This is a genomic window from Fodinicurvata sp. EGI_FJ10296, from assembly GCF_040712075.1.
Classification (GTDB): Bacteria; Pseudomonadota; Alphaproteobacteria; order DSM-16000; family Inquilinaceae; genus JBFCVL01.
This window is the reverse complement of sequence record NZ_JBFCVL010000004.1, coordinates 465,192-477,836: the sequence shown is the minus strand read 5'-3', so window position 1 is coordinate 477,836 and position 12,645 is coordinate 465,192. Positions and strand designations below refer to the sequence as shown.

10 protein-coding genes are annotated in these 12,645 nt (G+C 59.5%); 4 read left to right on the top strand and 6 right to left on the bottom strand.

What is annotated here, in order from left to right; all coding sequences use genetic code 11:
* Positions 1–8 precede the first annotated feature (8 nt).
* Complete coding sequence (locus tag ABZ728_RS11060) at positions 9–773, bottom strand: GntR family transcriptional regulator (protein WP_366656163.1); 765 nt, start codon at positions 771–773, stop codon at positions 9–11.
* 299 nt (positions 774–1,072) lie between these two features.
* Between ABZ728_RS11060 and ABZ728_RS11055 the strand changes: the two genes are divergently transcribed.
* The 3 genes from ABZ728_RS11055 (at position 1,073) to ABZ728_RS11045 (ending at position 4,233) form a co-directional block, all read left to right on the top strand.
* Complete coding sequence (locus ABZ728_RS11055) at positions 1,073–2,068, top strand: tripartite tricarboxylate transporter substrate binding protein (RefSeq protein ID WP_366656162.1); 996 nt, start codon at positions 1,073–1,075, stop codon at positions 2,066–2,068.
* A 100-nt stretch (positions 2,069–2,168) separates the two neighbouring features.
* Positions 2,169–2,696, top strand: a complete 528-nt coding sequence (locus ABZ728_RS11050; protein ID WP_366656161.1) for a tripartite tricarboxylate transporter TctB family protein — start codon at positions 2,169–2,171, stop codon at positions 2,694–2,696.
* Positions 2,697–2,703: 7 nt separating this feature from the next.
* Positions 2,704–4,233 carry a tripartite tricarboxylate transporter permease gene (locus tag ABZ728_RS11045; RefSeq protein ID WP_366656160.1) on the top strand — a complete coding sequence of 510 codons (1,530 nt, stop codon included), beginning with the start codon at positions 2,704–2,706 and terminating at the stop codon, positions 4,231–4,233.
* 58 nt (positions 4,234–4,291) lie between these two features.
* Here the strand turns inward: ABZ728_RS11045 and cysN are convergent, their stop codons facing one another.
* The 4 genes from cysN to ABZ728_RS11025 form a co-directional block, all read right to left on the bottom strand.
* A complete protein-coding gene (gene cysN / locus ABZ728_RS11040; RefSeq protein ID WP_366656159.1) occupies positions 4,292–6,217 on the bottom strand; it encodes a sulfate adenylyltransferase subunit CysN in 1,926 nt (641 codons plus the stop codon).
* Positions 6,217–7,146: a sulfate adenylyltransferase subunit CysD gene (gene cysD / locus ABZ728_RS11035; protein WP_366656158.1), complete on the bottom strand. Its 930-nt coding sequence runs from the start codon at positions 7,144–7,146 to the stop codon at positions 6,217–6,219. Before cysD ends, cysN begins: the two co-directional genes overlap by 1 nt.
* Positions 7,147–7,249: 103 nt before the next feature.
* On the bottom strand, positions 7,250–8,593 hold the full coding sequence (locus tag ABZ728_RS11030; protein WP_366656157.1) for a glycosyltransferase: 1,344 nt from the start codon (positions 8,591–8,593) through the stop codon (positions 7,250–7,252).
* A 170-nt stretch (positions 8,594–8,763) separates the two neighbouring features.
* The gene (locus ABZ728_RS11025) at positions 8,764–9,891 is read right to left on the bottom strand and encodes a glycosyltransferase family 4 protein (protein WP_366656156.1); all 1,128 of its coding nucleotides are present in this window, start codon (positions 9,889–9,891) and stop codon (positions 8,764–8,766) included.
* 237 nt (positions 9,892–10,128) lie between these two features.
* On the opposite strand from ABZ728_RS11025, the gene ABZ728_RS11020 reads away from it, so the two are divergent.
* The gene (locus ABZ728_RS11020; RefSeq protein WP_366656155.1) at positions 10,129–11,409 is read left to right on the top strand and encodes an O-antigen ligase family protein; all 1,281 of its coding nucleotides are present in this window, start codon (positions 10,129–10,131) and stop codon (positions 11,407–11,409) included.
* Positions 11,410–11,483: 74 nt separating this feature from the next.
* Here the strand turns inward: ABZ728_RS11020 and ABZ728_RS11015 are convergent, their stop codons facing one another.
* On the bottom strand, positions 11,484–12,605 hold the full coding sequence (locus ABZ728_RS11015) for a non-hydrolyzing UDP-N-acetylglucosamine 2-epimerase (protein ID WP_366656154.1): 1,122 nt from the start codon (positions 12,603–12,605) through the stop codon (positions 11,484–11,486).
* Between the last annotated feature and the right edge of the window lie 40 nt (positions 12,606–12,645).

Here is a 12,645-nt window from a genome sequence, read left to right as displayed (position 1 = left end):
GAAATCAGTCAGTCGTCGGCATCCGCCAACGCCGAGAGACTGGTCAGATTACCTTGCAGTATGGCGCGTGCCGTCGTGATGTGCCGGCGCATCAGAATTTCCGCCAGATCGGCGTCACGGTCCTGAATTGCCCCAAGGACGCGCTTGTGTTCCAGCAGGGCACGGTTGGCCCGTCCCGGCGAACCGCGGTGCTGGTATCGGTACAGTTTCAGCAACTGATAGAGGTCGCCGCACAGAATGCCTTCGATCAGATCGTTCCGCGCGCCCTTCACGATGCGATAGTGAAAATCGAAGTCGTGGTCGCGTTGATAGTAAACATCTGTGCCCTGAAGCACCTGCTCGTGATCGGCAAGTAGATCGGCCAATTCGCCGACCTCCTGGTCGCTCATCCGTTGTGCCGCCAGCCGCGCCGCCATGCCCTCCATGGCTTCGCGCACCAGAAACGTCTCCAGCAGAACCTCGCTCGACAACTCCACGACCCGGGCGCCGACATGAGGTGTGTAGACGACGAGCCGACGTTCTTCCAGGCGCCGGATCGCTTCGCGCAACGGGCCCCGGCTGACGCCGAATCGCCGCGACAGTTCCACCTCGCCGATTTTCGCGCCGGGGGGCAGATCGCCGGTGATGATGGCATTGAGAAGCTGTTCGTAGACACGGTCGCCGAGGGTCGCCGAGCGGTCGCCTCCTGAGTCCGGACCCGACTCCGGCCGATCGGTGGCGATGGCGTCATCCGCGGACCGAATTGCTGACAATGACGAGTCTATTGTCGACAATCGTTCGTTCCACCCATCCTGGCCCGGCAACAGACAGTCCTCCCTATCAGGAAATTCCTATAATTTTATCAATAGGTTGACCTTCATCTCGTAGCCAGGCGCCGCAGTGATTCCCGACATTCGAAGCGTCAAATCCGTACCGGAGTATGCTAATGGTTGACAATTGTGGAAGCGCTTGGGACGATTGTCAATGTTAAGCAATCGTCGGATCGACCACGCGTCCCTCGACGGAGTGGGGTCCGGATGACAAGACGAGTCCCGCCGTAAAGCGGGCTGCACCAGTGGAGGAAACCCGAACCATGACCGCATCAACGCCCTTACTCACGACCGGACTGTGCCTTGCCGTCGCCGGCATGGTCGGCGTCACATCCACGGCGTCGGCCCAGGACGACTGGCCCGAGCGTCCGCTCAACTTCGTCGTCGGGTTCGGTGTCGGCGGCAGTGCCGACCGCACGGCCCGCGCTCTGTCGCAGTTCATGCCGGAAGAGCTCGGTCAGCCGATCACAGTTGTAAATCGCGAAGGCGCTGGCGGCCAATTGGCGGCGACCTACGTTCTAGCACAGCCGGATGACGGGTATACGGTGCTCGCGACGGCGATTTCGCCTTACCTGGCGAACAGCATCATCAATACCGGCGCTGACTACGAGCTGGAGGATTTCGCGTTCGTCAACGGTCAATGGTCGGACTGGGACATCATTGCCGCCAACGCCGATCTCGGCATTACGTCCCTGGCCGGAATGATCGAGGCCATTTCCGAAAATCCGGGCGAGCACAGCGTCAGCGTCGTGCCGGGGTCGGCCGGGCATCTGACCACCTACATCCTGCTCGACGCCGCCGGTTTGACCGATTCCGACCTCAACGTCGTGACCTATGAAAGCGGTGGCGCGGCGCGCACCGCCGTCGCCGGTGGCCAGGTCGATTTCACGATCCTTGGCGGCGAAGGCAGTGAAGGCATCCGCGAAATGATCACGCCGCTGGCGGTGGTTCGCGACACGCCGGCGCCGAATTGGGACGCACCGCCGGTCAACGAGGCGCTGGCCGAACTTGATCTGGAAATCCCGGTGCTCAGCGGCTCGATCCGCGGACTGGCGACCTCGGCCGAATTCCGCGATCAGTATCCCGACCGGTTCCAGACACTGGTCGATGCCTATCGCCGGACGCTGGAGAATCCCGAATTCATCGCGCATCTCGAGGAGAACTCGATCGGTGCCGACTGGCTCGGTCCCGAAGCGACGACCGATGCCGTGATGACGACATACGAAGTTCTGCAGGAATACGGCCACCTGCTCGACTGACGGCGATCGGCTTGTGGGGCGGCGGCCGGCGTGAGCCACCGCCGCCCCACTTCCGAACTTTACCGCCCCGTTCTGCTCGTGCGTCTGCGGAGTGTCCGTCATGAACAGCGATCGCCTGAGTGCCCGCATCGATTGGGGGCATTGCGCCCTGATTGCGATCATGGCGGGCATTACGATCTTCTATCTCCATGATGCCTGGGAGGCCTCGAACAGGGTCCGTAATCTTATTCTGGTGCTGCCGGCCAGCATCCTGGCGCTGGCGATGTGCCTGATCGTGCTCTACGACGTGCTGTCGGCAGCATTGCGGGCGCCGAAGCTGGATGCGACGTCAGATCCTGAATCGGCTCCCGCCCCGGATTCAGAGGCGGGTGGCGCCGCTTCCGAGCCTGAAACGCTACTTCAGCGGTTCAGGCCGGCGGTCCTGATGGGCACGTTCGGCCTTTACATTCTCTCGCTCCCTTATCTCGGCTTCGACGTGGCGACGGCCCTGTTCATGGCGGTCAGCCTGCTTATCGACGGTGAACGGCGTCCGCTGTTCGTTGTCGGTCTTTCGGTCGGGTTTGCGGTGCTGGTCACCATCGCGTTCCGCTGGCTGATCCCCTATCCCATGCCCATCCTGCTGTTGTGAGGGTCCGATGATCGATCTTGCCGATCTGTCCGGGGCGTTCGCGCTGCTCGGATCGTCCTGGACGCCATGGCTGGTCGTCATCCCCGGGCTCATGATCGGCCTGATCTTCGGGTGCATTCCCGGGCTTCAGACGAGCATGGCGATGGCGGTCTTCCTGCCGGCCACGTTGACCATGGATTTCCTGACCGCGATGCTGTTCCTGACCGCCATCTTTACCGGTGGCCAGTTCGGCGGCGGCGTATCGGCCATTCTGATGAACATTCCCGGCACATCGTCGGCCGTTGCGACCACCTTCGACGGATATCCAATGTCGCGCCAGGGTCGCCACAACGAGGCGCTGGGTGTTGCCCTGATCGCGTCGACGATCGGCACGCTGACTGGCTATTTCATCCTTCTGGTCCTTATTCAGCCGCTATCGACCATCGTGCTCAAACTTGGGCCGACGGAGATGTTCGTCGTCATCCTGTGGGGTCTGACGCTGATCGCGACGCTCAAGGGCAAGCACCTGTCGCGCAGCCTTCTGGCCGGTGTGTTCGGCCTGTTGATCGGGACCATCGGCATGAGCCCGAACGGCGTCATGCGCGGCACATTGGGCAGTGCCTATCTGATCGACGGTATCGCCGTCGTGCCGGCCATGATCGGCATGTTCGCCGCGTCGGAGCTGTTCTCGATTTCCGGGAACGCCTATCTGGTGAAAGGTGGTGCCGCTGGCCGGCGGGTCAGCTTCCGCCGCGTGATCGACGGGCTGAAACTGGGGCTGAAATCGCCGTCGACCCTGCTTCGCGGCGGCATCATCGGTGTTCTGGTGGGCGCGGTTCCCGGCGTGGGCTCGTCGGTCGCCAATCTCGTCTCCTATAGCGAGGCGCGGCGCCGGTCGAAAGATCCGTCGTCGTTCGGCCAGGGCAATCCCAACGGCGTCGCCGCCTCGGAATCGGCAAATTCCAGCTCCGAAGGCGGCTCGATGGTCAGCCTGTTTGCGCTCGGCATCCCCGGCGGCGCCGGGACAGCAATCCTGCTGGCGGCATTCACCATGCATAACATCACCGGCGGGCCCGGCTTTCTGCGCGACCAGGGCGATGTCGCCTATGCCGTCATCATGGCCAATCTTGTTCAGGGTTTCCTGCTGTTCTTCGTCGGCCTGCTGATGATTCAGCTGCTGGCGGCCATCGTGAAGGTGCCGCTCAGATATCTGATCCCCGGTGTTCTGGCCATGTCCGCCTTCGGGTCCTACGGCCTTACCGGCAACATGGCCGGTCCGATCACGCTGCTGGTGTTCGCCATGTTCGGATGGGCGTTGCGGCGCTATGACTACTCGATACCGGCCGCCGTAATCGGACTGTTGCTCGGCAGCATGGCCGAGGGCGAATTGCTGCGCTCGTACCAGATCAGTGGTGGGCGCATCGAATACGTGTTCGAGCGCCCGATCACATTCCTGCTGCTCGCTCTGTTGATCTTGTCACTCTGGCTACCCCGGCTGATGGAGCGCCTGCGCCGCAAGGCGGCGGGACGCAGCGACGCGGCCGAAGATATCGCCTGACCGTTTCCGGGACGATGTCATCAGCCGGCCTGGCTGCGTGGGTTGCCTCTGGGTTCCGTCAGATGAAGCTCCGCTCGCGCAACATGGCGATCACGATGTCTGCGCAGCGATTAGCGTCGCTCTGGTCAGTGTGCAGGTGGATCTCCGGCGCCTCAGGCTCCTCATAAGGGCTGGAAATGCCCGTGAAGTTGGGAATGCTCCCGCTTCGCGCCTTCTGGTAGAGGCCCTTGACGTCCCGGCTTTCGCAGATCTCCAGCGGGGCATCGACAAAGACTTCGATGAACTCGCCTTCCGGGAACAGGTCCCGGGCCATACGGCGCTCGCTGCGGAACGGCGAGATAAAACTGACCAGGGTGATCAGTCCGGCGTCGGTCATCAGGCGGCTGACTTCACCGACGCGACGGACATTCTCCACCCTGTCCTCGTCGGTGAATCCCAGGTCGCGGTTCAGCCCGTGGCGAACATTGTCGCCGTCCAGAAGCATGGTATGGCGGCCGAGCGCCTGCAGCTTCTGTTCCACCAGATCGGCGACCGTAGACTTGCCGGCACCCGACAGGCCGGTGAACCAGAGCACGCACGGAGTCTGCTGATTGGTCGCCGCGCGTGTCGCCTTGTCGACCTTGGTTGCCTGCCAGTGGATGTTCGATGCCCGGCGCAGCGCGAAATCGATCATCCCGCAGCCGACGGTCGAATTGGTGATCCGGTCGACCAGAATGAACGAGCCGGTGGTGGGGTTCTCGGCGTAGGGGTCGAAAGCAATTGGCCGGTTCAACGAGATGTTGCAGGTTGCGACGTCGTTCAGATGCAGGGTTTTGGCGGCGATATGCTCCTGCGTGTTGACGTTGACCTTGTACTTGATGTCGGTGATCTGGGCGTCGGCGGTACCGGTTCCGATGCGCATCGTATAGCGCCGGCCGGGGAAGAGCTGATCCTCGTCCATCCACACGATATGGGCGCCAAACTGGTCGCTCACCTCGGGGCGGGCGTCGAAGGCGGCAATGACGTCGCCTCGGCTGACATCGATTTCGTCGGCCAGAGTAATCGTGACCGCTTGCCCGGCGATAGCTCGATCGAGATCGCCGTCGAGGGTGACGATGCGCTCGACCGTCGACGTCGTGCCGCCGGGCAGGACAGCGATCCGGTCGCCCGGCCGCACGGTGCCGCTGGCGATGGTCCCGGAGAAGCCCCGGAAATCGAGATGCGGGCGGTTGACCCACTGAACCGGCAGGCGGAACGGCCTGGCGGCATCGATGGCGTCCGGGGCAATGGTCTCCAGGTGTCCAAGCAGGGTGGGGCCCTGATACCACGGTGCCTCGGGTGCCGGGATGGTGACGTTGCCGCCGGTCAGTGCGGAAAGCGGAACGCAGGTGATATCCGTGATGCCGATATCGGCGGCGAAACGCCGGTATTCTTCCTCGACCGCGGCGGCCACGGTCTCGTCCCAGCCGACCAGATCCATCTTGTTTATCGCCAGCACGACATGGCGAATGCCGAGCAAAGCGACGATCGTGCTGTGCCGGCGGGTCTGGGTCAGGATGCCCTTGCGGGCGTCGACCAGCAGCACGGCGGTCTGGGCCGTCGACGCGCCGGTGACCATGTTGCGGGTGTACTGCTCGTGGCCGGGGGTGTCGGCGACGATGAACTTGCGCTTGTCGGTCGCGAAGAACCGATAGGCGACGTCGATGGTGATGCCTTGCTCGCGTTCTGCAGCCAATCCGTCGACAAGAAGCGCGAGGTCGAGGGCGTCCGGCCCGGTAGTGCCGAACCGTTTCGACTCGGTCTCAAGGCTGGCGAGCTGATCGTCGAACAGCAGCTTGCTGTCATAGAGCAGCCGGCCGATCAGGGTCGATTTGCCGTCATCGACCGACCCGCAGGTGATGAAGCGCAGCAGATCCTTGCCTTCCTGGGCAGCGAGATAGGCCTCTAGCTGTTCTGCGGCGGCGGAGAGGGATGTATCGTTGAGAGAACTATCGGGGGCGGTCATCAGAAATAGCCCTCCTGCTTTTTCGATTCCATCGACGCGCCCTGGTCGCGGTCGATCACGCGCCCCTGACGTTCCGAGGTGCGCGCCAGCAGCATTTCGGCAATGATCTCCGGCAGTGTCTCTGCCCGGCTTTCCACAGCGCCGGTCAGCGGATAGCAGCCGAGTGTTCGGAACCGGACCCACTTCATCTGCGGTGTTTCGCCGGGTTCGAGCGGCAGACGGTCGTCGTCGGCCATGATCAGCGCGCCGTCACGCTCGACCACCGGGCGCGGTTTCGCGAAGTACAACGGAACGACCGGGATGCCTTCCTGATAGATGTATTGCCAGATATCGAGTTCGGTCCAGTTCGACAACGGAAAGACGCGAATGCTTTCGCCCTTGGCGACCCGGCCGTTATAAAGGTTCCACAGCTCCGGGCGCTGGTTCTTGGGGTCCCAGCGATGGCCGGCGGTCCGGAACGAAAAGACGCGCTCCTTGGCCCGGCTCTTCTCCTCGTCGCGGCGGGCACCGCCGAACGCCGCATCGAATTTGCCCCTATCCAACGCCTGCTTGAGGGACTGGGTCTTCATGGTATCGGTATGAACGGCCGAGCCGTGGCTGAACGGCCCGATGCCGTCGCGCACACCGTCCGGGTTGATGTGCACCGATAGATCCAGCCCCAGCTCGGCAGCCCGACGGTCCCGGAATTCGATCATTTCCCGGAACTTCCAGGTCGTGTCGACATGAAGCAGGGGGAAGGGCGGTTTCGACGGATAGAACGCCTTCAGCGCCAGATGCAGCATGACGCTGCTGTCCTTGCCGATGGAATACAGCATCACGGGGTGCGCGCACTGGGCGACCACCTCGCGCATGATGTGAATGCTCTCGGCCTCCAGACGAGCGAGATGCGAAAGGCGCTCGTCTGACGTGCGCGCCGAATGATCAGACATGACTTACCTCTGTCGCCGATGAGCCTCCGACCTCGGACGGAAAAGGCATTGGACAGCGACGTACAGGCATTCAATCCGTCTGTCGAGTGTAATTTGTAATTTATTACATTAGTATGTTGTGAATATGAGATCGTCGCGCGCTTGTCGGTGTTGCTGCAATCGTTTCCACGCAATCCGCATAGGCGTCAAAGACCTGGTCGCCACCAAATGACTGGCTGAAAAGCGTGCGAGCCGCGCATCGCATTTCCCGAAGCCTGTCTTGCTGCGGAACCTGATGTCGGAAAACTTCGATGATCGCTTCGGCGTCATTGCACACCCAGCCGCACCCGGTTTCCCTGATCATTCGCCCGACCTCCCCGTCGAGTAGGGAGGCCACCGGCAGGCTATGGCAGAGATACTCAGCAAATTTGTTCGGGCATGCCTGCAACAGATCAGGTTCGTTCGGGTAAGGTAGCAGTCCTACATCGCCGTGTTGTAGAATGACGGACAATTCAGGAGAATTTAGCCAGCCGGGAAACACGATACGGTCGTCGCCCGCTGATGCGGATTGCAGATCCGCGAGCAACGGACCGGCGCCGCAAATCACAAGCCGCCAGTTCACCAGATCGCTGCCGTTCGACCGAAACCTCTTGATCACGTCCAGAAGGCGATGGCCCGCGCGATGGGTAAGGGTGCCGGCGTAGACGGCGATATGGGGTCGCGGGTCGACAAGGATGTTGTTTTCGCGCCAGAAATCAAGTGCACGGCGCTCCGCCTCCGCGTCGATCTCGGCTGGACGGTATGCCGAGCGAAATACGTGGTCTGCGTCGGCGCGAGGCCGTGCGGCAAAACCCAGTCCCCATTCCAGCATTCCATCGGAGATCGCGAAGAGGGCGCTCGCACCGCGCATTGTCCGGCGAAGTTGGCGGTAAAACGGTACCAAAGCCAATCGCGCCGGGCCGCGAAGGAGCCGAGGCAGGCGGAACAGCAATGCGTCCGGCCATAGATCACGGATGTCGATGATGACCGGAACGTCGTTGGCCTTGCCAAACGCTACCGCCGCTTCGGCCAGATCGAGAGTCGGCATGGCCGCGACAATGATATCAGGCCGGGGGCGGCGGGCGGCCTCGCGAAGGAAGGCTTTGGCTTCCGCTCGATGATTACGAAATCGCGCCGCGGAGACGTTGGCCGAATAGGCAGGACCGTGAAGCGCGATCAATGTCAGCCCGGGTCCGAGCTTCATTTCTGTCTGCTCGGAGAACACGTGATGCTTGGTCTGGTGGGAGAAAGTCGACGCCCAAAGCGTTACGTCGGCGCCACGTGCCGCCAGCGTTTTCGCGACCGCGGCGCCTCGAAGGGGGCGTACCGAGGCGTCGATCGGAAGAGGTTCACCAGCTTTTATGATCCAGACATGGGGCAGATTTTCGGCATTGTCGGATCTTCGCGGGATGGCCGAACTGATGATCATTGAGAAGCACCGCTGGTGATGGCCTGCAGGTCAATTCCATTTCCAATTATTTTCGGCCCCGATCTGCCACGAAAAACGGATCAAAAAGTTTCGTTTCAATGGAGTGCTATATTATTGAATATTTCAATAAGTATTAATCCTGCACTTAGATTGTGGTGAAAATTCAGAAATTAAATCAGAAGATCATTATATAGGGACAGAAGTTTGCGTTCTTCAGCTGCCCAGCTATATAATTCGTGAACAGATTGCCTTCCACGTGCGCCCATAGCGCCGGCGAGGTCGGGATTGGTGCGAAGATATGTCATCGCCGATGCGATCGCCTCTGGATCCAGTGGGTCAACGCAAATGCCGCAATCAGCTCCCTCAACAATATCGCGCCAGAGCGAAAAATTCGATGCGATAACGGGAATGCCGGCCGCCATATATTCGAACAGCTTCGTCGGCATAGCAGATACATGGCTATGAGTCGGGTGGAATAACACCAGCCCTGCGTAGGCGGATCCAAGGAGTTTCCAGATCTCTGACCGGTCCAGAGTTCCTCGATCGATCACTCTGGACCAGCCAGGCAACGAAACGGTTTCGGTCCTTTCGGATCCGTAAGCGAAATTGCCGGCCAAGGTAAGGCTCGACGACGCCCGATCGTTGGCGAGGACCATTTCGTGGATCCCGCGGGCCACGGTAATGGAGCCAATATACACAGCCGTATCTCGCTCGGCGAAAGGGCGGGGCTCAGTCGGACGGGATGGAAGTTCAGTCAGATCAGGGTAATTGCGGATGTCGACGGTCTGTTCCTGGTAGCTGCCAAGGCGACTGCGGATGTGAGGTGTGGCTGCGACGACGGCATCTAACCGCTTCGAAACATAGCGCTCCACGCGGATAACTGCCGAGGCAACGGGACGACGCGCCAAGCTGGGTAGCCACGACTTTTCGGATATGTTGGTAGCCAGATCTTCGTGCGCATCATAAATGACAATTTTTCCTGCCCGTTTCAGCATCAAGCCGACAACCAGCAGTTCCGGGTCGTGAAAATGATAAATTTCCGCGTCCAATGCCAAAACTTGCCGATACAGCACCCAGGGATCGACAGCGATGCGCCTGATGCGGCCGTGTGGTTTGCTCGTGAGCGGATGAATTGTCACGCCGTCGACTGGTCCGCGCAAGCTTCGTCCTGCAACCAGGTGAACATCGTAGCCCGCCCGCGCCAGACTGCGACATTCCTTACCGAATATTCGAATATCGTTCGCGCTATGGGCGGATGAAAAATGACAGATTCTGATCATTGAATTGAAGCGAGCCACCCTCGCGACCCGTTTGCCATGGCCTGAATCTCGACAGGGCCAGTTTCTCCATGTATCAGGCGGTCTGAACTGTCTATGACTGTTTTGAACATCGGCAACAGGTCGCTCTTTCGTACACGTTCGCTTGAGCCACCCTAGCCGTCATGCACTGAGGCGGACAGGCAGGGCTTGAGGTTCAGCCGAGGCTGGAAAATTCTCCGGTCGGCTTTTTCGGCCGATCCCCATCAGGGAAACGAAATGATCTCTCCACACAGACCAGATAGAGACGATGCAGACCCGATCGTCAACTCTGTTGCCATACTGACGTTCGGTTTGGGATCCGCGCTGTTTCCCGCCATTCCGAACCTCGTGACACCGGCTGCTGCCGTGTTCGTGCTGGCCCTGGGCGCCGCGACCGTACGCCGTGCAGGTTGGTCAGGATTGCAACCTGAAGACCCAGTTCTGACAGCACTATTGGTTGCATTTCTGGCATGGGCGACCGCAAGCATTTTGTGGTCAATCAGCCCGGAGCGTAGCATCAGCCGCGCCATCAATCTGCTGCCGATAATCTTCCTGGTTCTCGTTATGCTGTCTCGGGGCGCGGGTGACCTTCTCCGGGCAAGCGCGCCCGCCATCATGTGGTCAATCCTGGCGGGAGCCGGCGTGAGCATGGTCTTCATGGTGGTCGATATTCTTAGCGGCATGGACTTGTCGATGGCTATCGCAGGAGGGCTGTACGGGGGAGCCGAGCGGATCACGGCAGATTATAATCGCGGATTGAGTTTCGTCCTTGGATTTTGCGTCGTCGCCATCATCTGGTTCAAACTGAATGGATACACCTTTGTCGCAGCTGCACTTTTCGGTCTGGCGCTGCTCTCGGTCGCGCTGAGTGAATCGCACGCCGCAAAGCTGGCAACCATCCTGGCGATCATTGGCATAATTCTGGCTTCGTGGAAAGGAAGAGTCGGGCCCTTTGTCCTGACTACGGGATTTGTCATCGTGGCATTGGCTCAGCCATTTTTGTGGGCCTACGGCGCGGAACGCCTTTCCGTCGACATCCCGTTCCTCCCCAGCGGCATGGCTGCCGAGGCGCGAATCGAAATCTGGGACTACGTCGCGGTCGCGGTCCTGGAGCGGCCATGGCTCGGATGGGGGCTCGACACCACCCGACTTTTGCCAACCTTCGCAGAAAGGCAGCCAGCCTTCCAGGTGATGGACGGCATATCGACACATGCCCACAACAATGCTCTGGAGCTCTGGTCCAATTTGGGTATCGTCGGTTTGATGGTTGGTGTTGCAATCTTGGGGCGCACCGCGTGGCTTGTTGTTGCCACCGTTTGTCATACCCTACAAAGCATGGCGACAGGCGTAATGGCCTGGCTTTTCACGATCAGTTTCGTCGCGTACGGTCTATGGCAGACGACATGGCTCGCGGCCATTGTCCTAACGATCGCCGTTTTCAACGCGGCGTCGTTACACGAATATTCTCGCGGCGCGCGACAGGCAGACAAAATAGCATATGGCGAAAATCTGACATAACCGTTTAAATACGACCCGCCTCAAAACTTGCCAGAATGTGGGCGGACGGGATCGTCGGACTTGCCACTGAGGATTTATCGCGCAGCCATTGTCATCAGATGTTCCAGTATTAGGCTTGACGTATTCCCGTTTCCATAGACGAGTGGTTTCGAATCCGACATTTGAGGCCGCTTAATGCTGCCGATCGCTTCTGCGATTTCGTCTTCATGGACCGGGGGCAAGAGCGTGTTCCACCCAAGACTGACGAGTTCGCCCCATTCCGTCTCGTCTCGCAAAGTCAGACACGGAACACCGTGGAAATAGGCTTCCTTCTGAACGCCGCCAGAATCGGTAAAAACAGAAGAAGCCGAGATTAGCAAACTTGTCATATCCAAGTAGCCGACGGGATCGATAATTCTGACATTGGAGCTGAGGGATAACCCATGTTGTCTCATTCTCTCCCTCGTCCGGGGATGCAATGGGAGGACGATTTCGACATGTTCGGCAGCTTTGGAAACGCCATTTACGATAGCTTCTAGCCGACTTCTATCATCGGTGTTCTCGGCTCTGTGTACCGTGCCAAGCACGTAAGTGCCTCGGCGAAGGTTATTCAAAGTCAGTATATCGCTCTGGTGCGCGGCTTTTCCCGCCACTCTGAGCGCTACATCGTACATCACGTCACCGACATTGATGACATGCTCCATAGCTCGGCCTTCGCGTCTGAGGTTCTCCACGGCTGCAATCGTGGGGGCGAACATCAAGTCAGATAAATGGTCGGTTACGACCCTGTTCACTTCTTCCGGCATCTTTCTATTAAATGATCTAAGCCCGGCTTCGACATGAGCTACCGGTATATTAAGTTTTGATGCTGCCAGCGCGCCCGCCAGCGTCGAATTCGTGTCCCCGTATACCAGAACCCAGTCCGGTTTTTGGTCGATGAGGTGGCATTCGATTGCCGACAACATCCGCCCTGTCTGATCACCGTGCCTTTTTGATTCAATTCCTAGATTTACATCCGGCTTACGAATACCCAATTCTTCAAAAAAAAGCCCGGACATATTATGATCATAATGTTGACCAGTGTGAATGATAAATTCATCTACATTGGGTTTGCTATCGATCAGCCGCGAAACCGCCGACGCTTTGACGAACTGAGGTCGGGCCCCAACCACTGTCACGATCGACAGGTTCTTTATCTTTTCCGAAGTCAATTTCATGACCCACTTCTCGTTATGCGATTTGAAAAGCCATACAAAT

Excerpts from the sequence above, each read along its gene's own strand:
- ABZ728_RS11020 (WP_366656155.1), top strand. The coding sequence starts at position 10,129 with ATGATCTCTCCACACAGACCAGATAGAGACGATGCAGACCCGATCGTC.
- ABZ728_RS11015 (WP_366656154.1), bottom strand. The coding sequence starts at position 12,605 with ATGAAATTGACTTCGGAAAAGATAAAGAACCTGTCGATCGTGACAGTG.
- ABZ728_RS11055 (WP_366656162.1), top strand. The coding sequence starts at position 1,073 with ATGACCGCATCAACGCCCTTACTCACGACCGGACTGTGCCTTGCCGTC.
- cysD (WP_366656158.1), bottom strand. The coding sequence starts at position 7,146 with ATGTCTGATCATTCGGCGCGCACGTCAGACGAGCGCCTTTCGCATCTC.
- cysN (WP_366656159.1), bottom strand. The coding sequence starts at position 6,217 with ATGACCGCCCCCGATAGTTCTCTCAACGATACATCCCTCTCCGCCGCC.
- ABZ728_RS11030 (WP_366656157.1), bottom strand. The coding sequence starts at position 8,593 with ATGATCATCAGTTCGGCCATCCCGCGAAGATCCGACAATGCCGAAAAT.
- ABZ728_RS11050 (WP_366656161.1), top strand. The coding sequence starts at position 2,169 with ATGAACAGCGATCGCCTGAGTGCCCGCATCGATTGGGGGCATTGCGCC.
- ABZ728_RS11045 (WP_366656160.1), top strand. The coding sequence starts at position 2,704 with ATGATCGATCTTGCCGATCTGTCCGGGGCGTTCGCGCTGCTCGGATCG.